Consider the following 22,398-nt stretch of genomic DNA (forward strand, 5'->3'; position numbering starts at 1 on the left):
TACGTGGAAGACGAAAGCCAGAGACCCGGCAAACCAGGGCGGCGAAAGCGGCACATCCTGCTGCGCATCGATTCCTGGATCGATTCGACGGTCTGGAACGCGGGTTTCCGGGCGGGCGAATTGTGGGAGGAGATCACCATCTTCTTCCGCCGCTTCCATGTGAAGGGCTGGAAGAAGGCGGTCTTCGAGCTTGCCGGCGAGGGCATGAACCTCGGCACGGCGGGTTTCGTGCTGCTGCTGGCGCTGGCGCTGCCGGCCTTCGAGGAAACCAAGGGCGACTGGCGCGCGCAGGGCGATTTCGCCGTCACCTTTCTGGATCGCTACGGCGCCGAGATCGGCCACCGCGGCATCATCCACGAGGATTCCGTACCCGTCGACGAATTGCCGGATCATCTGATCAAGGCGGTGCTGGCGACGGAGGACCGGCGCTTCTTCAGCCATTTCGGCATCGACTTCCTCGGCCTTGCGCGCGCCATGAACGAGAACGCGCGCGCCGGCAGCGTCGTGCAGGGCGGCTCGACGCTGACCCAGCAGCTCGCCAAAAACCTGTTCCTCACCAACGAGCGCACCATCGAGCGCAAGATCAAGGAGGCCTTCCTGTCGCTGTGGCTGGAGGCGAACCTTTCGAAGACGGAAATCCTGCGGCTTTATCTCGACCGCGCCTATATGGGCGGCGGCACCTTCGGCGTGGCGGCGGCGGCGCAATATTATTTCGGCAAGAGCGTGACCGATGTGAACCTTGCCGAATCCGCCATGCTGGCGGGACTGTTCAAGGCGCCGGCGCGCTATGCGCCGCACGTCAACCTGCCGGCCGCCCGCGCCCGCGCCAACGAGGTGCTGACCAATCTCGTGCAGGGCGGCCTGATGACCGAGGGCCAGGTGATCGCTGCAAGGCGCAATCCGGCAAGCGTCATCAACCGCAACGAGAAGACGGCGCCGGACTTCTTCCTCGACTGGGCCTTCGAGGAGGTGCGCCGCATCGCAAAGCCGCTTGCCCAGCATTCGCTCGTCGTGCGCACGACGATCGACATGGGGCTCCAGGCGGCGGCCGAAGAAGCGGTGGAAAGCTCGCTGCGCCAATATGGCGAGAGCTACCGCGTCCGGCAGGGCGCGCTGGTGATGGTCGAGAACGGCGGCGCGGTCAGGGCCATGGTCGGCGGGCGCGACTATGGCGAAAGCCAGTTCAACCGCGCCACGAGGGCGCTGCGCCAGCCGGGGTCCTCCTTCAAGGTCTATACCTACGCGGCGGCGATGGAGGCCGGCATGACGCCGGAAACGACCATCGTCGATGCGCCGATCTACTGGGGCAACTGGTCACCGCAGAACTACGGCCGCAGCTTTGCCGGCCGCGTGACGCTGCTGAGCGCGCTCGCCCGCTCCATCAATACCGTCCCCGTCCGGCTGGCCAAGGAGAAGCTCGGCACGCAGAGGATCGCCGACATGGCGAAGGCGATGGGCGTGGAGACGCCGATCCGCACCGACAAGACCATGCCGCTCGGCACGTCCGAGGTGACGGTGCTCGATCAGGCGGCAGCCTATGCCGTCTTCCCGGCGGGCGGCCTGCAATCGCGCCGCCACGGCATCAGCCAGATCATGAACTACGATGGCGACATCCTCTACGATTTCAGCCGCGATGCGCCGCCGCCCGAACGGGTGCTGTCGGAAGAGGCGATGTCGTCGATGAACCGCATACTCGTCACCATTCCCGTCAGCGGCACGGCGCGGCGCGCGGCCCTCGACGGCGGCATCGTCTCGGGCGGCAAGACCGGCACCACCCAGGCCTATCGGGATGCCTGGTATGTCGGCTTCACCGGCAATTATACGACCGCCGTCTGGTTCGGAAACGACGACTACACTTCGACCAACAACATGACCGGCGGTTCGCTTCCGGCGATGACGTTCAAGCGGCTGATGGACTATGCCCATCAGGGCATAGAGCTGCGTCCCATTCCCGGCATCGAGAAGCCGCTGCCGGCGGCGGGCGAGCGGGTGGCCGCGACAACGGCGAAGGACGGGGACAATCCCCTGCCCCGGCTCGTCCGCCCGCGCACGCTGTCTCCGGACGTCACGCGGCTTATCCGCGATATCGGCCGCCGCTTGCGCGAAGCCGCCCCTCTCGAAAGCGGGGGCCGGGTGGCCGCGCTTGACGCCGCCGTTTCAAAGCGGACAGATTGACGTCAACCTGATTCGGACGGTGAACCCGCATTGTTTCGCATTCCGCTCGTCATCGCCATCGCACTTGCCGTCGCCTTTGGCCTCGGCGTGACGGGCTCCCTTTGGGCGCTGCGGGCGACGGTCGGTTTCGGCGCCATCGCGCTCGGACCGTGGACGGCCTTTCCCACGGCCCAGACCGTCGACGCCGATCCCTATGCGAAGGCCCACCGGGCGCGCGACGGCAGGCTGCTTTTCGGCAGCGCCGAGGGCCTTGTCTTCGCCGCCACCCGCGACAGTGAGGGCCGCCGGCTCAGCGAGCGCTGCCGCTACCGCATTGCGGGGCTGACGCCGCCGGCCCGGCTCTGGACGCTGCACGCCGCCGACCGTAACGGCAATCCGCTTCCCGCCTTGCGCGACGGCCTACCGGCGGGCCTCAACGCCTGGACGGTGCTGCGCGAGCCCGACGGCTCCTTCGTCATCGATATCGCGGCGGCGGCGACGGCGGGCAACTGGCTCGCCGTGCCCTCCGGCAGCGCCGCCTTCATGCTCGTCATGACCCTGCTCGACACGCCGACGGCCGGCAGTTCCGGGGTCGTCGATCTCGCCATGCCGGGGATCACCCGGCTGGGGTGCGCCGATGCGTAGCATTCTCTACGCCCTCCTCGTGGGTCTGATCGGCGCGGCGCTGCTGCACATCGTCATCATCCTCGCCCTGCCAAGCTTCACCGGCCGCGACGCCTATACCCGCGTCCAGTCCTTCGGCGAGGCGAACCGCTTCTTCGCGCTTTCCGACCGCTCCGACGGCGTCCTGCCGGCCAACGACGATCCGGCGCTGAAGTCGGCGGTCTGCGCCTTTTCCGTCGGCACGGCGCCGGTGCGCCTCTTTGCCGCCGGCGAGGTGCCGTTCTGGTCCCTTGCCGTCTACGACAGCGGCTCCAACGAGGTTTTCAGCATGAGCGACCGGACCTCGGTCGGCGGCGCGCTGGATGTGCTGGTCGCCACGCCGGTGCAACTCATCGCCGTCCGCAAGGCGGTGCCGGAGACGCTGGCGCAGAGCATTCTTGTGGAGATGCGGGGCGAGGAAGGCTATGCGGTGCTACGCACCTTCATCCCGGCCGAAAGCCGCCGCGAGGCCGCCAGAACCTTCCTCGCCGGCGCCGCCTGCGACGCCTTCGTTCCGGAATAGCCGTCCGGCGACCGCTCGCCCCTCAATTGTTGTGCGAGGGAAGCTCGATCTCGGCCGCCTGTTTCTTGCGGGCCTTCAGCCGGCTGGCGATTACGCCCGGCGTCTGCCGTTCGTAACGCACCCCGGTGAAAAACAGCACTTCCGCCGGTCCGAAGACGGGCGAAAAGGTTTCGCGCCGCGTCTGCCGCGCCATCCATTCCCTTATCTGTACGATCTCTGCCATTCTCGCCTCCACGAAAAGGTTCGAGACGGATGAAGCACTGTACAATATCCACCCCGCCCGTCGATAGCGGGCTTCGCCGGTTCCTGTCACACGCTCGCGCGGGGAGCGATCCGGCGTCCGAAATTTATGGCCCCATGGTTAACAGGCTGTTAACGGCGTTTTCCGCACGGCCGGCGCGCTTCCGCCCACCTTCCGAAAACAGCCGCGCACGCCGTCCCGGCCGGCGGCAATTTCCTGTAAACATTCACCTTTCCCCCGCAGCAGGGTTAACGGCCCGCTAACGTTTCTGCTCTAATTTTCATCAATCATCGGTGCGCACGGTAAAAGGCTGCTGCGCCAGGGACGACAGGGTGCTTCGTGGCGGAACGGTTTCGCGATCTGGAAAGGCTGCAAAAGGGCCGGCCGAAAGATATCGTGCTGATGGCGACGGTCTCCAGCTTCGAGAGCCTGCGCTTTCCCTCCCGCGCGGAGATGCAGCAGTTTTCCGAACTGTTCGAGCCGCTGTACCAGGCCTCCTCGGAAGACGCCCGCCGGCAGGCCGTCGCCGCGCTGTCGCAAAGCCCGCATGTGCCGGACCGCGCCGCCCGTTTCATCGGCACCCGGCCCATCGATGTCGCCGCCCTTTTCCTGACCCGCGCGCCGGCGCTTGGCGACGAGACGTTGCTGCACATCCTGGAGACGACCGGACCCGATCACGCGCGCGCCGTCGCCCGGCGCGCCAGCCTGTCGCCGAAGATCGTCGAGGCGCTTGTCGACCGCCACCATGAGACCCACAGCCGGAAAAGCGGAGAAGAGCGCATCGCCACCCGCCACCAGGCCGAGCGACTGGCACGCGAGGAAGCGGTGCGGGACGAGCTTCGCGCCCTGATGCAGGCCGAAAGGCCCGCCGAAAACGGCCCGCCGCCGCTTGCGCCGGCCAGCGAAATGCATCAGGCGCTCTTCGTGCGCTTCGCGCGGGCAAGAGAGACCGGCATGCTGGCCGTCGCGCTCGCCGACGCGCTTTCCTCCAGCCAGTGGCTGTCCGAGCGCATCCTGCTCGACCTCTCCGGCCGGCAGCTGGCCGAGACGCTGCTGGCGCTGGCGGTGCCGGCGGACGATTGCCGTTTCATCCTTGCACGGCTTCATTCCCATATTACGGAGAACGACGGGCAGGCGCTGCTGACCGGCATCGACGCCGCCATGGCCGTGGACCGGGTGGAAAGCTGGCGACGGGCCGATTGCTATAGCAATGGCGGCAGCCTGCCGCAGGCCGCCAACAGCGCGGACGCGCCCTCCCCCCTCGCCGACCGCAGCCGCGCCGTGGCCGGCTGACCGGACCTCGAAGCGCTCTCGCCCCGGCTGGACATGCCCGGCCTATCGCCGTGTGCGGAAGAACCCGTCATCCTTCGTCTCTTCGCCGGCGAAATCGATGAGATCGCCGATATCCTCGGCTTCCAGCGCGACGATCCACAGGTCGTCATCGAAACGCTGCTCGCGGGCCAGCGCCTCGGCGATGCGTTCGGGCTCCACCTGCGAAAGCCGGGTCTCGAACAGCCGGCGGCCGCCGTCGTCATCATCGAACAGGCTTTGCGGCGCCGGCCCATACAGGCTTTCGCCGCCGTCGCGGCGGATCTGGCGCACGAAGAGCGCGCCCGCTTCCTCCGCTCCCTTCCGCTCCACGGCTCCATAATCGCCGCGTGCGAAGACGCGGCGCAACAGGGCGGAGACGAAAAGGTCGGTGCGAAGGCGCATGGGCCGGACATACAGGCCGGCGCGTCACGAGGCAACGGCCTCTGGCGATCCCAAGCGTCTCCGGTTTTCACGGAATCGGCAGCGCCGCTCTATTTCTTTGATGGAGCCGCATTCCCGGACGCAAAACCGCTGCGCACGTTTGCTGGAAATGCTCTAAAGCGCGCCGATATCCTTCAGCTTGGCGAGCACCCGGCCGTTCGGTTCCCCGGTCACCGGCAGGCGATAGTGCTTCTCGAAATGGCGGATCGCCGAACGCGTCTTTTCGCCGATCAGCCCGTCGACGGCGATATCCGCATAGGCGATATTGCTCAGTCCCTTCTGGATCTTCATCACGAGATCGTCGGAGATTTGAGCCACGGCCGGGGCCGGTCTTTCGACCGCCGATGTGACGGCCGGATCGGCTTCCGCCTGCCGGATCGCCGCGGCCACGGGATCGGCCGGAGCCGTGGCATTGCTCGCCACTTCGTCGAACGGCCGTTCGGCCGGCGTGATCTCCACGACTTCCGGCAGCGGCTGGTCCGCGTCCGCGCGCTCGATGACGAAGGTGGTGACGTCTTTCGGATCGGGCTTGGTGGCGGTGAAGCCGAGGGAGTTGTCGGCGGTGCGCATCCGCAGGATCGGCGCGGGATGTCCGCCCGGCTGATACCAGAGCGCATTGGCCGCCACGAAGGAGAAGGTGACCGCGAAGGCGCAGACGCCGCCGATCGCGCCCGGATGACGCACCACGAACCGCCCCACGCCGGCAAGAGCGGCCGTCAGCAGGCCCGGCCGCGCCTCTTGCCGGAGACGGCCGCCACGGGCGCCGTTGCCCGGCGAGCGCCGTTCAGGCTGTTTTCTGGCGCGCGCGCTCATCGTTCCTTGCTTTCGTGAAGCCCGGGGCTTCGTCATCTCCTGCCGCATGGGCAAGGGGGTAGACGGTTTGGGCCGCCGGCGTCAAGCGCGGCGGAAAATCCACGGGGGCGGCAGCCGCAAGCGTCTCGTCGTCGCGCACCATGCCGGAGCCGTCGGCCGGCAGGCGAACGGTGATCACCGTGCCCTGGCCCGGCTCGCTGTGGATCGAGAAGCCGCCGCCATGCAGCGCCACCAGCCCCTTGACCAGCGACAGGCCAAGGCCGGTGCCTTCGTATTTGCGGGTGTATTCGTTCTGCACCTGCATGAAGGGCTGGCCGATGGCGTCGAGCTTGTCGGCGGGAATGCCGATGCCGGTATCGCTGACCACCAGCAGGAGATCGCTCCCCTCGCGCATCGCATCGATGGTGACGACGCCGCCGCGATCGGTGAACTTGATCGCGTTGCCCACCAGATTGATGAGGATCTGCTGGACCGCGCGCAGGTCTGCGACAGCCTCGCCAAGGGCGCGCGGCACGCGGCTCGTCAGCGTCAGCCCCTTCTCGCGGGCCTGCAAGCCGAGCATCTGCTCGCAGGTGCGCACGCTGTCGGCGACGGGGAAGGACTCGGCGATCAGTTCGTAGCGCCCCGCCTCGATCTTGGAGACGTCGAGCATCGTATTGACCACCGACAGGAGATGGCTGCCGGACTGATGGATCAGCGCCACATATTCGCGCTGGCGGTCGTTCTCCAGCTTGCCGAAATATTCGCCGGCGAGGATGTCGGAGAAGCCGAGAATGGCGTTGAGCGGCGTGCGCAACTCGTGGCTGACGGCCGCGAGGAAGCGGGTCTTGGCGTCATTGGCCGATTCCGCCTCGGCGGCCTTGCGGGCGGTCTCGCTGCGCGCCAGCGCCTCGCCCGACATGTCGCGCGACTGGGCGACGACCGCCTTGAGGACGCCATCGGCCGTCCGGTGCGCCGTCATTTCCACGCGCATATGCGCGAACTGGTCGGCATCGGGCTGGAGACGCGGCCGGTCGAGACGCAGGTCGACAGTCTCCTGCTCGCCGCCCTGGCGCAGGCGGTCGATCGCCGCCAGGAAGGCGAGACGGTCGGACACATGGATCTGGTCGATGAAACCGCGCCCCATCGGATCGCGCATCCAGGCGAAAGCCCCGGCGCGGTCGCGCCCGTGCACGGAGGTCACATAGCCGCGCGCGTCGTGCAGCGTCACGAGGCCCGCAAAGAGGTCATAGGGCGAGACCGGCTCCGGCTTGCGAGGGTCGCGATCCTCCGCCACGGCCTGCGGAACGATGGCCTTGCGGCGGCGGGCCGAGGTGGCCGCGGCGGCAAGCAGGGCAGCCGCGCCGGCGAAGGCGACGCCGGCGGGAAGGGCCGCGGACGCCGGCAGGACGGTGGACAGGACGAGCGGCAGGCCGGGGACGCCGGCCAGCAGCGCCAGCGACGCCACGCGCAGAGGCGTGGCCGGCCGGCTTCCCGCCGCCAGCACACCGCCGCCACCGGCAACGGCGCCCAGACGGGAAGCCATTCTGTCAGTGATGGTGGTGAATTGGCGCAACGCAAAACCCTGCTGTTCTTCGTTTTTTATCTGGGTCCAAAATCGCACCGGCGGCTTAAGGAAAGGATAAACGACAGGGGTCGGAAAGGGCCGGGAAAGCCCGAAAAGTCCCATTTCGGGCCAAATGGAGCGGCATTCGCGAAGCGTGGTTAATAGGGGGTAAGCGCCTCAATTCATGGCATTTTTCGGTTCTTGTTAAGAAGTTTGGCACGCCGCGCGGACGGCCTTTGCCGGCAAACCGGGCGCTTCGGCCGCCGCCGTCCGCCATCATCCTTAACGCGGATCGCTAAAATCCGCCGCAAATCCCGGTCATCACCCCGATCGTTCGAATTTTATTCAAATATGGGCAAAACCCGAATGATTCCCGCAAAGGGGAATTTCCTTCCCGGCGCTAGTCTCGCATCATGGTTCGAACGGGATTTTGCCGGCGGGAGCCGCAAGGGTCCGGTTCGGGATAGAAAGAGGATGGCAAGCGATGTGGTTTCTGATCAAGGGAACGTTCTGGTTCTCACTGGTTCTGGTCCTGCTCCCCTTCCTGAACGCGGAATCCTCCGCCAAGCTGGAAAGAGGCCCGGCCGTCGAGATCGGCGATACTCTCACCGCCGCCAGCGAAGCAGTCCATTATCTGACGGCGCTGTGCCTGGAAAAGCCGGACGTCTGCCGGAAGGGCTCGGAAACCTTCGTGGCGCTCGGCCATCGGGCCCGTGAGGGCGCGCTGATCGCCTATCAGTTCCTCGATCATCAGTTCGCCGACGAGGACACCGTCACCGCCACGGCAGAGGCCGAGGCCACCCGGACGGAGGCGCTCGATCAGCCGTTGCCGGAAACCGCATCGGCCGTAATCGAGGCCGACAGGCTGGTCACCGGCACCATCGCCATTCCCACCCGCCGGCCCGACCGCAACGGCTGACGGTCCCACGAATCGCATGCCTGCCAACTCGTTGTCCCTGCAACCGCCGCCCGGAGCCTTTTCCCGGCGGCGTTCTTTTTGCCCGGCTTTGCGGTTCAAATCCGCCGTCGCCTCGCCTATATCAGGATGAAACCGTTCGGGGACTGACATGACCACGCTTGCCGGCATTATCGACGACTTCGCCTTTCTCGACGAGTGGGAGGACCGCTACCGCTACGTCATCGAACTGGGCAAGACCCTGCCGGACCTTCCGGAAGACCAGCGCACCGCCCAGAACAAGGTGCAGGGGTGCGCAAGCCAGGTCTGGCTCGTCAGCCACATCGGCTCCGGCGCCGATCCGGAACTGACCTTCGAGGGCGATTCCGACGCCCATATCGTGCGCGGCCTCGTCGCCATCGTCCTCGCCATCTATTCCGGCAAGCGCGCGTCGGAGATCAGCCGGCTCGACGCGATCGACACCTTCAACGAGATCGGCCTCGTCGAGCATCTGTCCTCCCAGCGCGCCAACGGCCTGCGCTCGATGGTGCGCCGCATCCGCGAGGAGGCCGGCCGCTACGTTCCCGCCTGAGGCGTTCGCGGGCGGGTCATCCGCCCCCGAACCCCGATGCGTCCGGCCGGAAACCCTCTCCGCCCCAGGCATGGGCGCGGCGAACGGGGCTTTGAGGCGCGTAGTGGCGGGCAAGCGCCAGGAGCGCCGTCCGCAGCATCAGCTTGGCGGAACGGGCCGGCCATTGCCGCTCCCGCTCCACCGTTTCCAGCCCCTTCGCGAAGCAGCAGACGTCGAGCGCGATGCCGGAAAGCTCCGGTCCCATGGCCTCGACGGCGCTTGCCACCCGAGCCCGGGCGGCAAGCGCCGTATCGGCGATCTCCCGCCCCGCTCCCGCCTCCCCCTTGAGACGACCGGCGATGCGCGGCTCCCAGTTCATGGTCATGCGCGGCTGCAATCCGCCACGCATGAAATCGGCGTGCAGGCGCTCGCCCGCCGCAATGGCCGCTTCCGGCAGGTAGGGCGCACCGGATTTCTCCTTCAGCCGCGCCAGAGCCGCAAGCGGCGATTCCAGCCGGTTGACCAGCGCCCGCTCGCGGTGGCCGTCGCGCAGCACCGTCACCGTCTCCAGCACGCGATGCTGGTCGGCAAAAGGCGTTTCCTTCTCGCAAAGCTGCCGCTTCAGATAGGTCCGCGCCGACGCGCCGGCATGAATGCGCCCTTCGGACCGATGGGCAAGGCCGAGACGCAGCGCCTCTTCCGCCACCTCCCGCGCCACCGCGAGAGGCTTGCCGTCCGCGGCGGAAAGCGTCGCATCGCCATCCCGCAGCAGGGCGGGACCGCGCAGCAAGAGGCGCAACAGGCGCGCAAGGGCCGCCGCCTCGGCTCCGGCCGGAAGGCCTGTCACGGCCGGTTTTCCGCCTTTCCGTTCAATCATGGCCGCCAAACCCCGCCGGACCGAAGACCGCCACGACGAGCCGCTCGATCGTGGCGACGAAATCGTCAAAGGCCGCATCGTCGCGCCGGTCCTCCACCACATTGCAGGCATGGCCCGCCGTGGTGCGGTCCCGCCCGAAGGCCGCCCCGATATCCGAAAGGGAAAGCTGTAGCACGACATGGCAGACATACATGGCGATCTGGCGCACATGGCAGATATGGCGGCGGCTGTCGCGGCGGTGGACCGGCGGCTCCGAGGCCAGCCCCACCGCCTCCAGCACGATCTGCCGGACGATGCGGCAGGTGTTGCGCGGCGGCAGCGAAAGAACGGCGGGGCAAGCGAGCGGACGGGCCGCACGGACCCGTTTCCGTCCGGGGACGGTCTTGGTTTCGGGGGCCGCGCCCTCCGGCGCATTCGCAGGCAAGGCAGCCCTTCCGGGATGGTTGGCCGCAACGATGGACTGATGCATGAAAGACCCCTCCATTTATAGGAATTTATTCATACACCTTGGAGGGTGACCGGGGAAGACGGAAGACGCTCCCTCACTTCATTCCTTGAATATCCTCAATAATCCCGAATGCCCATCCCCCAAATATAGGTATATTTTCCAATGTCGCTTCCCCGCCCTTTCCGGGCTGCAATCCGCGGCGAAACGGCGGACGGCGATTTCGCGGTCTGTTCGGCCCCTCCAGAACGCAAGAGGCCGGGATCTGCGACCCCGGCCTCTTGCTGACGATTTCGTCCGTCCCGCCGCATCGGCGGCTGCCGACGACTACGTCTTGTTCTTGCGGCGCTGGCCGAGGCCCATTTCCTTGGCGAGCCGCGAACGGGCGGCGGCATAGGCGGGCGCGACCATCGGATAATCCGCCGGCAGGTCCCACTTCTCGCGATACTCCTCCGGCGTCAGGCCGTGATGGGTCATGAGGTGGCGCTTCAGCGACTTGAACTTCTGGCCGTCTTCCAGACAGACGATATAGTCGTTCTGGACGGACCTGCGGACCGGAACCGGCGGCTTGGGCTTTTCCTGGGCGACCGGGGCTTCCACCGCAGCCAGCGGCTGGTTGGTGTTGTTGAGCGCGGCATGGACATCGGCGATCAGTCCCGGCAGCTCGGCGACCGGTACGACATGGTTGCCGACATAGGCGGCGACGATGTCGGCGGTCAGCTCGACGAGTAGGTTGGAGCCGGCTCCAACGGTGGTTTCGGTCATGTCTTTCTCCTATCGGACAATAAAGTGGCCGACACTTCCCAGCCGGCCGGAAAATTCATGCGGTAATATGCCGGATTCCGGCGCGCGAACGATCAGCGCGAAGTTCAATCACCCACCACAGCCACCCGGCCCCCGACAACTTCTTGTCAAGACACACGCCACTCAACCAAGAGTTCCGCGATAACTCAACCTAAGCAGGAATTCAGGGGTAAAGAGAATTCATCATCGATGCTTTACTTGGCCTGAAATATCATTTCTGAAAACAATGTCCAATATTATTTTGGATAAAATAAGGACAAGCACGGACATTCGAAAATAATCCATTCCTAATGTCCGTGCTACTTCCAAACAACGGAGAACATAGTAAAGGGAGCGTTAGCCCCGGCGTTTACTCCGCTCCGCACGTGCATCGCGCATCTCGTCCAGCACGGTGAAACGCGTCAGCCTGTAGCCGGCCTCATGCGCGGCCTTGGCCACCAGATGCGCGGCGATGGGCGCCGTCAGGATGAAAAAGACGAAGCCGGCGATCGCCCGGGCGAAGACGACGATATCGAGCGAATGGATGCCGGCGGCAAGAAGCATCAGTCCGGAACCGACCGTTCCCGCCTTGGAGGCGGCGTGCATGCGCGTGTAGACGTCCGGCAGGCGCAGGAGGCCGAGCGCCGCGAGGAAGGTGAAGATCCCGCCCGCCACCAGCATGGCGGCGACAAGGAGCGCCAGCAGCATCCCGGTCATCGGCTTTTCCTCCCCGCCCGCGCCGCGCCGGCCCGGCGTCTTCTGCCGGGAGGCGCGTCCGGCGGTCCTTCCTCACCCGGCTGCATGCCCTGCGTCATCAGGAAACGCGCAAAGGCGACCGTCGCAAGGAAGCCGACGAGGCCCAGCGTGATGGCGACGTCGATATAAAGCGTGAAGCCCGTCCGGATCGCCACGACGGCGATGAAGCCGATGGCGATCGCCACCAGCATATCGAGCGCGACGATACGGTCCGGCAGGGTCGGCCCGCTGATCACCCGGCAGACGGTGAGAAAGAAGGCCGCGCACATCATGAACAACGCGAATGCCGAGGCGGCGGAAATGACGGTTACGGCGCTCATCGGCGGAAGGCCTCCAGGATCTTCTTCTCGAAGCCGTTGGCGATATCGCGTCGCGCGGCGGCAGGGTCGGAGCAGTCCAGCGCATGGACGTAGAGGACGCGCCGGTCCGCCGAAACGTCGACGGAAAGCGTTCCGGGCGTCAGCGTGATCAGATTGGCGAGCAGCGTGATCTCGAAGTCCCGGTCGACGGTCAGCGGAAAAGCGAAGATGCCGGGTTTCAGCTCCATGCGGGGGCTGGCCACCAGAATCGCCACCTTCCAGGCGGAAAGCGCCAGTTCGCGAAAGAACAGCAGGACGAGCGACAGTATCTTCCATGCCTGCATGAAATAACCGCGGGAGCCCGCATGGCCGCGGATCAGCACCAGCGCGAAAGCGCCGAGCACGAAGCCGAAAGCGAAGTTCAGCGCGGTGAAGCTGCCGGAAAACGCCGCCCACAGCAGCGCGAGCACCACATTTGCCAGAAACAGCCGCATCGTCAGGTCACCCCCGGAAAGACGGAACGGATATAGGCGGCGGGATCGATCAGCCCCCGCGCCGCCGATTGCGCGACCGCCAGAAGCGGCTCGGGCAACAGCCCGAACAACAGGGCGAGCGCCGCGAAGGCGGCGATCGGCAGCATCGCGCTTGCCGGGATCCGCCCGTCGCCGGCCGGCCGGCCCGCGCCGGCCGGCCGCCAGTAGGCAAGCAGATAGACGCGGCCGAAAGCGATCGTCGTCAGGAAACCGGCCAGAAGAATGGCGGCCGCAAGCCACCAGGCCCCGATATCAAGCGCGGCCTTCACCACCATGACCTTCGGCCAGAAGCCGGAAAACGGCGGCAAGCTCGAGACCGCGAAGAACAGCATCAGCGACAGGCCCGAAAACAGCGCCGAGCGCTGATGGAGGCCGCCGGCCCCGTTAAGGTCGAACGTGCCGGCAAGCCGCCCGGCGACGCCCGCCGCGAGATAAAGCCCGGTCATGACGATCATCGAATGCAGCGCATAGAAGATCGCGCCGCCCAGTCCGCCGGGGCTGCCGAGCGATACGCCCGCCAGCATGACGCCGATGCCCGAGATCACCGCATAGCCGAGCAGCCGGCGAAGATCGCTCTGGGCGAGCGCACCGAGCGCGCCGAGGATCATCGTGGCCGCGCCGGCGGCGGCGATCAGCAGGCTCAGTTCCTCCCGCTCCAGCGGAAAGAGCGTCATCATCACCCGCATCATCGCATAGATCCCGACCTTGGTCAGCAGCGCCGCGAAGAGCGCCGACACCACGATGCGCGGCGTGTGATAGGAGGCCGGCAGCCAGAAGTTCACCGGGAAGGCCGCCGCCTTCATGCCGAAGGCGAGAACGTAGAGCGCCGCAAGCGTCATCAGCGGCAGCCATTCGCGCGCCGCCGCCGCCTTGAGCGCGATATCGGCCATGTTGAGCGTGCCGAAGATACCGTAGAGATAGCCGGTCGCGATCAAAAACAGCGTCGTGGCGACGAGATTGAGGAAGGCGTATTTGATCGCCCCGTCGATCTGTCGCCGCTCGGAGCCGAGCACCAGCAGGCCGAAGGAGGCGATCAGCAGCACCTCGAACCAGACGTAGAGGTTGAAGATGTCACCCGTGAGGAAAGCGCCCGAAACGCCGGCCATCAGCAGCAGGAGGAAGGGATAGAAGCCGTAGCGGCGACCCTCGCCGTCGATATCGGTCAGCGCATAGATACCGCCGGCAAGCGCCACCAGTCCGCCGGCAAGCGCGAAAAGCGCTCCCGTGAGATCGGCGGTGAAGGCGATGCCGAAGGGCGGAAGCCAGCGGCCCATCACCATGGTCACCGGCCCGTTTTCCAGCACATGGGCGAAAAGCAGCGCGTCGAACAGCACCAGCAGCGCCAGCGCCGGAATGGCCAGCAGCGGCTGGAGACGCCGCTTCTTGCGCAGCATCAGAAGCACCGAGCCGGCAAGCAGGCACCAGGCCGGCGGCAGCACCACGAACCAGTCGGCGGGCGGAACCGGCGAAAGCACGAGGGCGGCGGAGAGATCGGCGGGCGATGCGGCCATGGTCGGTTCGTTTCCCTGGTCAGTAGCCGGTCGGCGGGCCGGGGGTGTTTTCCGGCTCGGCGACGCGCATCTCGTTGGCGTCGTCCGTGCCGAGGTCCTGATAGGCCCGGTAGACGAGCACCAGCAGGAAGGCGAAGAAGGAGAAGGAGATGACGATCGCGGTCAGGATCAGCGCCTGCGGCAGCGGATTGGCGGTGAGCGCGACGGGAACGTCATGGCCGGCCGGGATGATCGGCGGCACCTCGCGCAGGATGCGGCCGGCGGTGAAAAGCAGCAGGTTCACCGCGTTGCCGAGCAGCACCACCCCGAGCAGCACCCGCACCAGGAACTTCGACAGCATCAGATAGACGGCGGCGGCGAAGAACAGGCCGATCAGGATGACGAACAGCAGTTCCGTCACGGTCCCTCCCCTTCCCGGCCTTCCATCGCCAGCGCAATCGAGATGATCGCCCCGACGACGACGAGATAGACGCCGATGTCGAACAGCATCACCGTCGATAGCGCCACCTCGACGCCGAGCACGACGGGATAGACCCACAGCCCCGTCATGAAGGGCACGGCGAAGGCCATCGACAGGAAGCCCGCCACGCAGGCGAGAAACAGGCCGAAGGCGGAAATCGACATGGGATGGAACCACAGCGCCTTGCGCACCGCCGAAACACCGTTGGCGATGCCGTAGATCGCCAGCGCAGAGGCGGCGATCAGCCCGCCGATGAAGCCGCCGCCCGGCTCGTTATGGCCGCGCAGCAGCACGAAGACCGAAAATAGCAGCATCAGCGCCGTGAGGAAGGGAGCGACCGTGCGCAGGATCAGCGAGTTCACGGATTTGCCTCCCTTTCCGCGCCGGCCGCGGCCCGGCCCTTGCGGATGCGAATGAGCGACAGGATCGCAAGGCCGGTGATCATCACCACCGCGATCTCGCCCAGCGTGTCGGTGCCGCGGAAATCGACGATGATGACATTCACCACATTGGACCCATGGGCGATGGTCCTGGCGTAGAGATTGAAGAAGTCGGTGAGCGCGGTGTCGAAGCGTCCCTGTACCACCTTCAGCAGATAGAGCGAAAAGCCGAGGCCGCAGGCGATCGCCACGGCCGCATCGGCGATCTTCCGGCCGAACGGCCGATGGTCGCGCGGGGTGAGCTTCAGCCGGGTCATGACGAGCGTCAGGATGACCACCGACAGCGTTTCCACCATGAACTGGGTGAAGGCCAGATCGGGCGCGCCGAACAGCAGGAAGATGACGGCGACGCAGAAGCCCTGGATGCCGAGCGCCAGAATGGCGGTCAGGCGATTGTTCGCCGCCAGCACCGCGCCGACCCCCAGCAGCGCCAGCGCCATGATGGCGAGTTCATGGAAGGGCACGCCGGCAGGCCACAGCGGCAGGTCGGGCCATTCGCCGTAAAGCGCCGGCGGCAGGAGCAGCGCCAGCGCGATGGCGAGGAAGGTGGCCGTCATATAGACGCCCATGCGGCCGGGCTGGACGAAGCGCGTCACCGCCACGGAAAAAGCGAGCAGGCCGCGCATCGCCTGATCGAAGCCCCGGTCCGGCCCCCAGCCGATATCCTCGACCAGCCGGCCGGCCGCAGCCCGCGCGCGAGCAAGGCCGAGATAGACGAGCACGCCGAAGGCGAGTGTGACGAGCGACAGGACCAGCGCCGCCCCGACATGCGGCACGGCCGAGGCGGAGACGGTTTCCGGCTTGCCGGCGATGGCGGAGGCCAGCGGCGAGGTCAGGACCGCATGCGTGAAGCCCGCGAAGATCCCGATCGCCAGTCCCTTGACGGCCAGCGCCAGCGGCCCGAACCACAGCAGAAGCGGCGCCTCATGAAGATTTTCCGCCTCGTGGCGCGACCCGGGCGCCATGACCACCGGTCCGAGAAAGGGTTTCAGCGCCACGGCGAAGGCGACGGCGATCATCAGTCCGTTGCCGACCACCGCCGCCGCCGTGAAGGCGAGCGCCCGCAGGCTGCCGCCGGAAAGGGCGGCATAGACCTCCTCCTTGGCGAGAAAGCCGAAGAACGGCGGCAGGCCGCTCATGGAAAGGGCCGCCAGCACGGCGGCCGCGAAGGTGACGGGCATGGCGCGGCGCAAGCCCGCCAGTCGCGTCACGTCGCGGCTGCCCGCCTCATGGTCGAGAATGCCGGCCACCATGAAGAGCGCGCCCTTGAACAGCGAATGGGCGACGAGATAGAGCGCGGCGGCGGCCAGGGCCTTTTCGGTGCCGAAGCCGGTCAGCAGCACGAGAAGGCCGAGCGAGGCGACCGTCGTATAGGCGAGCATCAGCTTGAGATCGGTCTGGCGGATCGCCAGAACGCCGCCGACCAGCAGGGTGAGGCCGCCTAAGGCCGGCAGGACGGTTTCCCAGGCGGGCGTACCGCCCAGCACCGGATTGAGCCGCATCAGGAGGTAGACGCCGGCCTTCACCATGGTCGCCGAATGCAGATAGGCGGAAACCGGCGTGGGCGCCTCCATGGCGTTGGGCAGCCAGAAATGGAAGGGGAATTGCGCCGACTTGGTGAAGGCCCCGCCGAGAATGAGGAAGAAGATGGCAAGATAGAACGGGCTTGCCCGCACCTCTTCGCCATAGGAAAGCAGCAGCGAAAGCTGGGTGACGTCCGTCACGTTCCACAGGATCAGCAGGCCGGCGAGCAGGAACAGCCCGCCGCCGCTCGTCACCACCAGCGCCTGAAGCGCGGCCCGTCGCGCCGCTTCGCGCTCATGGTCGAAGCCGATCAGCAGGAAGGAGGCAATCGACGTCAGCTCCCAGAACACGAAGAGCATCAGGAAGCTGTCGGAGGCGACGAGGCCGAGCATCGCCCCCATGAAGATGAGGATGAAGGAGAAGAAGCGGCCCTGATGCGGATGCCCCTTCAGATATCCCCCGGCATAAAGAACGATCAGCGTGCCGATGCCCGAGATCAGCGACAGGAAGGCGAGCGACAGGCCGTCGATCAGCCAGGAGAAGCTGACATTATAGGCAGGCACCCAGGCATAGCCGCCGGTGACGACCTCGCCACGGGCGATTTCCGCGTTGAAACCGAGAAAATGCAGGAAGATCCCGAAAGGGACCAGCGCCAGCGGCCAGGCGGCGTTATGGCCGAGACGGCGCGTCAGCGCCGGCGCGACGAGCGCTCCCAGAAACGGCAGGCAGAAAACGAGAAAGGTCGACATCATCCCGCCCTGGCCTCCCTGTTCCGCCACATGCCGTTTGCCTCGCGCCCCGGTCTCTCCGGCGATTCGCGCGCCGCCCACGATTCCTGAACGATTTCAGTGGACTTTTCTACGGTGCCGCGACCGAAACCGCCACCACAAAAGCCGCCACTTCGGCGGTTTTCCCCTTCCGGCGACCGGGAAGCCTGCCGATAGCGGGACACCGCCTCCCGACAGCCGCAAGGGAAGCACCGTTTCCGTCGTCACGCCCCGGCCGGCGATTGCCACGCCGCCCTTCGCACCCTATCTAGAGTCATTCCCGCAAAAGGGCGCAGCGGCTTTGCGTCCGGAATTGCGGAAATGCCCTGAGGGCCGACAGGAGGATGTCATGAGCGATACGACGACATTGAAGGTCGACAAGACCCAGGAAGAATGGCGGCAGATCCTGACGCCCGAGCAATTCCGCATCACGCGCGAGCACGGCACGGAGCGGGCCTTTTCCAGCCCCGACTTCGACAGTTCGAAAAAGGGCGCCTATCGTTGCGTCTGTTGCGGCCGGCCGCTCTATCGCTCGGAAGCGAAATTCGATTCCGGCACGGGCTGGCCAAGCTTCGTGCGGCCGATCGAGCCCGGCGCGGTCACCGAGCATGTCGACCGTTCCTACGGCATGACGCGCACCGAAATCCGCTGCGCCGATTGCGACGCCCATCTCGGCCATGTCTTTCCCGACGGCCCGCCGCCGACCGGCCTGCGCTACTGCATGAACGGCGTGGCGCTCACCTTCGACGCGGACTGACACGCGCACGGGAGCGTCCCCGGAGCGGTTCCGGTTTTCACGGAATGGATAGGACCGCTCTATCTTTTCGTTCTCGCCGCATTTCCGGACGCAAAACCGTTTCACACTCTTGCCGGAAATGCTCTAAAGATTCGGCCCGCCCGCCACGATGCTCGCCAGCACCGCCGAGTAATGCGTGGCGGCGGCGGCGACGACGAAGCCGTGCCAGATCGCGTTCTGGAAGCGCAGCCGCTCCCAGACATGGAAGACGACACCGACCGAATAGAGCACGCCGCCCGCAAGGATCAGCAGCATGGTGATGGCCGGAAGCCTGCTTGCAAGCGGCTCGGCCGCCAGCACGCCGCTCCAGCCCATGAGCAGATAGAGCAGGATCGCCAGCCGGTCGAAACGTCCCGGCAGCAGGAATTTCAGCGCGGCGCCGGCGATCGCGGCGACCCAGATGGCGACCAGCATGAAGGCCAGCACCGGCTCGTCGACGCCGCGTTGCAGGAAGGGCGTATAGGTGGCGGCGATCAGCACGAAGATCGACGCATGGTCGAAACGCCGCAGCCGCCATTTGACCGCCGAGACGGGCCAGACATTATAGGCGCAGGAAATGCCCAGCGCGAGCACCAGGCCGGCACCATAGACGGAAACCGCGGCCAGCACACCGCCCGACGACCAGACGGCGGCGCAAGCGACGAGCGCGACCGCGCCCGCAAGCGCTAGCACGACGCCGACGCCGTGGACGATACCGTCGGCGATCAGTTCGCTACGGTCGTAGTTCCATGCAAAGCTCTCGCCTGCCATGGGGCCGGTCTTCCTTTCGCAAGCCCCATGGTGCCGCGTCCGGCCGGCGACGGCAAGGCCGACGCGGGCGAAAAGACATGAAACCGGCCCGCCGCTCAGAGGCTGGCGATACATTCCTCGCAAAGGGCGGCGTGCGGCACGGCCTCCAGGCGGGCGGCGGAAATCGGCTTGCCGCATTTGGCGCAGATGCCGAAGGTGCCGGCGGCGACGCGGTCCAGCGCCGCCTCGATCGCCTCCAGTTCCTTCAGGCCGGTGTGGCCGAATTCCTCCAGGACCTCGTCGTTTTCCCGCTCAATGGCGCGATCGGCGCTGTCCGCGCTCTTCAGCGTGTCGAGATCCGTGTCGATCCTGTTCAGCCGCCGGTAAAGCTCGCGCTTGCGGGCGAGAAGGATATCCCTGTAATGCGCCTGGTCGATCATGGCCGCAGCCTCCTTTCCTCTCTCCTTCAATATAGGATCATCCGGAAGGAAAACGACAGCCGCCCCGCCGGGCCGGCCGGAAGGTCACGCCCTTCGCTTGGACAGGGACCGATCAGTCGTAGAGATAATGCGCCGCCCATTCCCGGTGCGGCACCCGGTCGCCGATCCGGAACTTGAAGCCCGTCACCGAGAGCCGGTCCTGCGCCGCCTCGCAGCGGTAGGACAGGCGATACCATTCGCCCTTGCTGCGGAACACCGCTCCCTTGGTCTTCAGCATCGTGCCGTCGATCTTGGGATCGCCGAACGTGTAGGCGATCACCTTGTCCGGCCGAAAGCCCTTTTTCGCCCGGCTGATGCGTTCCATCGCCTCGATATCGCAGCGCTGCTCCAGCCGCTCCTCGGGCGTCAGCTTCATCAACTGGTTGCGCACGCGCGTGTCGATGGCCTGGGCGGGTCCCGCCGCAAACGGCAGCATGACGAGCGCGCCGAGGACAAGGCGCGTGATCGTGGGGTGAACTCGCAAGGTTTCGCCTCCTCTTCTGGTCGTCGTCACGACGTCTCAATTCGGGATCGGCCGGCAATATCGCCATTTTCCGACCTGTGACAACCCACCTGCGGTTTCAAGCCGGGGACCGCCGCCCCTTCCCGGCGGTGCGCCGGCCGGCCGTATCGCCCTTGCCTTTCGGCTTGATGCCGGCGGCCGGGCTCTCTATCTCTGTCTGTCAACAGTGTCGCGGCCGTCTTTTCCGCCGCAGTCCCCCGACCGATTTTCCGGAGTGAGCCCTTGTCCGTTTTCCAGAACCTTCCCGCTGCCCCCGTCGCCCCCCGGAAACCGGTCACGGACACGCACCACGGCATCGCCCGCACCGACGACTACGCCTGGATGCGCGACGACAACTGGCAGGCGATGTTCAAGGATCCATCGATCCTCAAGGCGGACATCCGCGCCCATCTGGACGCCGAAAACGCCTATATGACCGCCGCCATGGCGGATACCGAGGCCTTGCAGAAGCAGCTCTTTTCCGAGATGCGCGGCCGCATCAAGGAGGACGACAGCTCGGTGCCGATGAAGGACGGCCCCCATGCCTATGGCACCGCCTTCGTGACCGGCGGCGAGCAGCCGCGCTATTTTCGCGAGCCCCGCGAGGGCGGCGAGCGGACGATCCTGCTCGACGGCGACAAGGAGGCCGCCGGCAAGGGCTATTTCCGCCTCGCCGGCCTCGATCACTCCAGCGACCATTCGCTCGGCATCTGGGGATATGACGACAAGGGATCGGAATATTTCACGCTGAAGGTCCGCGACCTCTCGACGGGAGAGGACCGCGCCGAGACCATCGCCAACACCGGCGGCGGCGGAGTCTGGGCGCCGGACGCCGGGAGCTTCTTCTACACCGCGCTCGACGAGAACCACCGCCCCTCGAAGGTCTTCCACCATACGCTCGGCGAGCCGCAGGAAATGGACCGGCTGGTCTATGAGGAAAAGGATCCGGGCTTCTTCGTCTCCGTCGGCGGCTCGCTGATCGACGATTTCATCTATATCGACATCCATGACCACGAGACGAGCGAATACCGCCTGATCGCCACCGCCGATCTTTCCGCCGATCCGGTCATCGTCGCACCGCGCCATGCCGGCCTCGAATATTCGATGACGGAAGGCGGCGACGTCTTCTACATCCTGACCAACGCCGACGGGGCCAAGGACTTCAAGATCATGGAAGCGCCGGTGGCGACGCCGGAGCGCGAGAGCTGGACGGAGGTCGTGCCGCATCGCCCCGGCACGCTGATCCTCAGCCATATGGCCTTTGCCCGCCATCTCGTCTGGCTGGAGCGCCACGAGGGCCTGCCGCGCATCGTCGTCCGCGACCGCGCCACCGGCGAGGAACACGCCATCGCCTTCGCCGAGGAGGCCTATTCGCTGGGACTGTCCGGCGCTGCGGAATATGACACCGACGTCATCCGCTTTTCCTATTCCTCGATGACGACGCCGTCGCAGCTCTTCGACTACGACATGGCGACGCGCGAGCGCAGGCTGCTGAAGACGCAGGAGGTTCCCTCCGGCCACGATCCGGATGACTATATCACCCGCCGCGTCTTCGCGCCGGCCTTCGACGGCGAGACGGTCCCCGTCACCCTGCTCTACCGGAAAGACGTGGCCCTCGACGGCTCCGCCCCCTGCCTGCTCTATGGCTACGGCGCTTACGGCATCACGATCCCGGCATCCTTCAACACCAATTGCCTGTCGCTCGTCGATCGCGGCTTCATCTACGCCATCGCCCATGTCCGCGGCGGCAAGGACAAGGGCTTTGCCTGGTACGAGAACGGCAAGATGGACAAGAAGGTCAATACCTTCAAGGACTTCATCGCAGCGGCGGACTATCTGAATCAGGAAAGGTTCACCTCCTACGCGAAGATCGTCGCCGAAGGCGGATCGGCCGGCGGCATGCTGATGGGGGCGATCGCCAATATGGCGCCGGAAAAATTCGGCGGCATCATCGCCGCCGTGCCCTTCGTCGACGTGCTCAACACGATGCTCGACGACACGCTGCCGCTGACCCCGCCGGAATGGCCGGAATGGGGCAATCCGATCGACAGCCGGGATTTCTACAACCTGATGGCCGGCTATTCGCCCTACGACAATGTCGCGGCGAAGCCCTATCCGGCCATCCTCGCGCTCTCCGGCCTCACCGATCCCCGGGTGACCTATTGGGAACCGACGAAATGGGTGGCGAAGCTGCGGCAGAACACCACCGGCTCCGAGCCGATCCTGCTCAAGACCAATATGGACGCCGGCCACGGCGGCGCGTCCGGCCGCTTCCAGCGGCTCGAAGAGATCGCCTTCGAATATGCCTTCGCGCTCAAGGTGACGGAAAAGATGTGACG

Annotated in this window: 25 protein-coding genes; 8 read left to right on the forward strand and 17 right to left on the reverse strand. The window is 66.1% G+C overall.

The genetic code is table 11. The annotated features are described in order from the left end of the window. Positions 1-3: 3 nt before the first annotated feature. From KYK29_RS19135 to KYK29_RS19145, 3 genes are read left to right on the forward strand one after another with little or no spacing between them, the layout of a single operon-like run. Positions 4-2,175 (forward strand): transglycosylase domain-containing protein, encoded by a 2,172-nt coding sequence (locus KYK29_RS19135; RefSeq protein ID WP_254692498.1) that lies wholly within the window; start codon positions 4-6, stop codon positions 2,173-2,175. A gap of 30 nt (positions 2,176-2,205) precedes the next feature. After that, positions 2,206-2,799 (forward strand): DUF1214 domain-containing protein, encoded by a 594-nt coding sequence (locus tag KYK29_RS19140; RefSeq protein WP_254692499.1) that lies wholly within the window; start codon positions 2,206-2,208, stop codon positions 2,797-2,799. Then, the gene (locus tag KYK29_RS19145; RefSeq protein ID WP_254692500.1) at positions 2,792-3,340 is read left to right on the forward strand and encodes a DUF1254 domain-containing protein; all 549 of its coding nucleotides are present in this window, start codon (positions 2,792-2,794) and stop codon (positions 3,338-3,340) included. Before KYK29_RS19140 ends, KYK29_RS19145 begins: the two co-directional genes overlap by 8 nt. 22 nt (positions 3,341-3,362) lie before the next feature. Here the strand turns inward: KYK29_RS19145 and KYK29_RS19150 are convergent, their stop codons facing one another. Then, on the reverse strand, positions 3,363-3,563 hold the full coding sequence (locus KYK29_RS19150; RefSeq protein WP_254692501.1) for a hypothetical protein: 201 nt from the start codon (positions 3,561-3,563) through the stop codon (positions 3,363-3,365). Positions 3,564-3,920: 357 nt separating this feature from the next. Between KYK29_RS19150 and KYK29_RS19155 the strand changes: the two genes are divergently transcribed. Continuing rightward, complete coding sequence (locus KYK29_RS19155; protein WP_254692502.1) at positions 3,921-4,874, forward strand: DUF2336 domain-containing protein; 954 nt, start codon at positions 3,921-3,923, stop codon at positions 4,872-4,874. Positions 4,875-4,916: 42 nt separating this feature from the next. Here KYK29_RS19155 and KYK29_RS19160 read toward each other — a convergent pair whose 3' ends face one another. From KYK29_RS19160 to KYK29_RS19170, 3 genes are all read right to left on the reverse strand, one after another. Continuing rightward, positions 4,917-5,294: a DUF1491 family protein gene (locus KYK29_RS19160; RefSeq protein ID WP_254692503.1), complete on the reverse strand. Its 378-nt coding sequence runs from the start codon at positions 5,292-5,294 to the stop codon at positions 4,917-4,919. 153 nt (positions 5,295-5,447) lie between these two features. After that, positions 5,448-6,146, reverse strand: coding sequence for a peptidoglycan-binding domain-containing protein (locus KYK29_RS19165; protein WP_254692504.1), 699 nt, complete (start codon positions 6,144-6,146; stop codon positions 5,448-5,450). Beyond that, a complete protein-coding gene (locus KYK29_RS19170; protein WP_254692505.1) occupies positions 6,118-7,671 on the reverse strand; it encodes a sensor histidine kinase in 1,554 nt (517 codons plus the stop codon). The genes KYK29_RS19165 and KYK29_RS19170 overlap by 29 nt, the downstream gene beginning before the upstream one ends. Before the next feature lie 505 nt (positions 7,672-8,176). Here KYK29_RS19170 and KYK29_RS19175 point away from each other — a divergent pair. Both KYK29_RS19175 and KYK29_RS19180 read left to right on the forward strand, forming a co-directional pair. Next, a complete protein-coding gene (locus KYK29_RS19175) occupies positions 8,177-8,611 on the forward strand; it encodes a DUF5330 domain-containing protein (RefSeq protein ID WP_254692506.1) in 435 nt (144 codons plus the stop codon). Positions 8,612-8,759: 148 nt separating this feature from the next. After that, complete coding sequence (locus tag KYK29_RS19180; protein WP_254692507.1) at positions 8,760-9,179, forward strand: SufE family protein; 420 nt, start codon at positions 8,760-8,762, stop codon at positions 9,177-9,179. A 16-nt stretch (positions 9,180-9,195) separates the two neighbouring features. Here the strand turns inward: KYK29_RS19180 and KYK29_RS19185 are convergent, their stop codons facing one another. From KYK29_RS19185 to KYK29_RS19230, 10 genes are all read right to left on the reverse strand, one after another. Continuing rightward, the gene (locus KYK29_RS19185; protein WP_254692508.1) at positions 9,196-10,005 is read right to left on the reverse strand and encodes a DUF6456 domain-containing protein; all 810 of its coding nucleotides are present in this window, start codon (positions 10,003-10,005) and stop codon (positions 9,196-9,198) included. Between the two features lie 22 nt (positions 10,006-10,027). Continuing rightward, positions 10,028-10,504: a helix-turn-helix domain-containing protein gene (locus tag KYK29_RS19190; protein WP_367881008.1), complete on the reverse strand. Its 477-nt coding sequence runs from the start codon at positions 10,502-10,504 to the stop codon at positions 10,028-10,030. 303 nt (positions 10,505-10,807) lie between these two features. Then, positions 10,808-11,245, reverse strand: coding sequence for a Ros/MucR family transcriptional regulator (locus tag KYK29_RS19195; protein ID WP_254692509.1), 438 nt, complete (start codon positions 11,243-11,245; stop codon positions 10,808-10,810). 375 nt (positions 11,246-11,620) lie between these two features. After that, positions 11,621-11,980: a monovalent cation/H(+) antiporter subunit G gene (mnhG, locus tag KYK29_RS19200; protein ID WP_254692510.1), complete on the reverse strand. Its 360-nt coding sequence runs from the start codon at positions 11,978-11,980 to the stop codon at positions 11,621-11,623. Beyond that, positions 11,977-12,339, reverse strand: coding sequence for a cation:proton antiporter (locus KYK29_RS19205; RefSeq protein ID WP_254692511.1), 363 nt, complete (start codon positions 12,337-12,339; stop codon positions 11,977-11,979). The genes mnhG and KYK29_RS19205 overlap by 4 nt, the downstream gene beginning before the upstream one ends. Continuing rightward, positions 12,336-12,812, reverse strand: coding sequence for a Na+/H+ antiporter subunit E (locus tag KYK29_RS19210; protein ID WP_254692512.1), 477 nt, complete (start codon positions 12,810-12,812; stop codon positions 12,336-12,338). Before KYK29_RS19210 ends, KYK29_RS19205 begins: the two co-directional genes overlap by 4 nt. 2 nt (positions 12,813-12,814) lie before the next feature. Then, positions 12,815-14,362 (reverse strand): Na+/H+ antiporter subunit D, encoded by a 1,548-nt coding sequence (locus tag KYK29_RS19215; RefSeq protein ID WP_254692513.1) that lies wholly within the window; start codon positions 14,360-14,362, stop codon positions 12,815-12,817. 19 nt (positions 14,363-14,381) lie between these two features. After that, positions 14,382-14,702: a Na+/H+ antiporter subunit C gene (locus KYK29_RS19220; RefSeq protein WP_254692569.1), complete on the reverse strand. Its 321-nt coding sequence runs from the start codon at positions 14,700-14,702 to the stop codon at positions 14,382-14,384. 56 nt (positions 14,703-14,758) lie between these two features. After that, positions 14,759-15,184 (reverse strand): Na+/H+ antiporter subunit B, encoded by a 426-nt coding sequence (locus tag KYK29_RS19225; RefSeq protein WP_254692514.1) that lies wholly within the window; start codon positions 15,182-15,184, stop codon positions 14,759-14,761. Next, the gene (locus KYK29_RS19230; RefSeq protein WP_437437277.1) at positions 15,181-17,538 is read right to left on the reverse strand and encodes a putative monovalent cation/H+ antiporter subunit A; all 2,358 of its coding nucleotides are present in this window, start codon (positions 17,536-17,538) and stop codon (positions 15,181-15,183) included. Before KYK29_RS19230 ends, KYK29_RS19225 begins: the two co-directional genes overlap by 4 nt. 364 nt (positions 17,539-17,902) lie before the next feature. On the opposite strand from KYK29_RS19230, the gene msrB reads away from it, so the two are divergent. Further along, the gene (gene msrB, locus KYK29_RS19235) at positions 17,903-18,310 is read left to right on the forward strand and encodes a peptide-methionine (R)-S-oxide reductase MsrB (protein WP_254692515.1); all 408 of its coding nucleotides are present in this window, start codon (positions 17,903-17,905) and stop codon (positions 18,308-18,310) included. A gap of 123 nt (positions 18,311-18,433) precedes the next feature. Here the strand turns inward: msrB and trhA are convergent, their stop codons facing one another. The 3 genes from trhA to KYK29_RS19250 all read right to left on the reverse strand — a co-directional run bounded on the left by trhA (position 18,434) and on the right by KYK29_RS19250 (position 19,993). Continuing rightward, positions 18,434-19,099, reverse strand: a complete 666-nt coding sequence (gene trhA, locus KYK29_RS19240) for a PAQR family membrane homeostasis protein TrhA (protein WP_254692516.1) — start codon at positions 19,097-19,099, stop codon at positions 18,434-18,436. A gap of 95 nt (positions 19,100-19,194) precedes the next feature. Then, positions 19,195-19,518: a TraR/DksA family transcriptional regulator gene (locus KYK29_RS19245; protein ID WP_254692517.1), complete on the reverse strand. Its 324-nt coding sequence runs from the start codon at positions 19,516-19,518 to the stop codon at positions 19,195-19,197. A gap of 112 nt (positions 19,519-19,630) precedes the next feature. Next, positions 19,631-19,993 carry a DUF930 domain-containing protein gene (locus tag KYK29_RS19250; protein WP_254692571.1) on the reverse strand — a complete coding sequence of 121 codons (363 nt, stop codon included), beginning with the start codon at positions 19,991-19,993 and terminating at the stop codon, positions 19,631-19,633. Positions 19,994-20,302: 309 nt separating this feature from the next. Between KYK29_RS19250 and KYK29_RS19255 the strand changes: the two genes are divergently transcribed. Next, positions 20,303-22,396, forward strand: a complete 2,094-nt coding sequence (locus tag KYK29_RS19255; RefSeq protein ID WP_254692518.1) for a S9 family peptidase — start codon at positions 20,303-20,305, stop codon at positions 22,394-22,396. The last annotated feature ends 2 nt before the right edge of the window (positions 22,397-22,398 follow it).

Origin of the sequence: Shinella daejeonensis, from assembly GCF_024281235.1 — a bacterium.
Classification (GTDB): domain Bacteria; phylum Pseudomonadota; class Alphaproteobacteria; order Rhizobiales; family Rhizobiaceae; genus Shinella; species Shinella daejeonensis.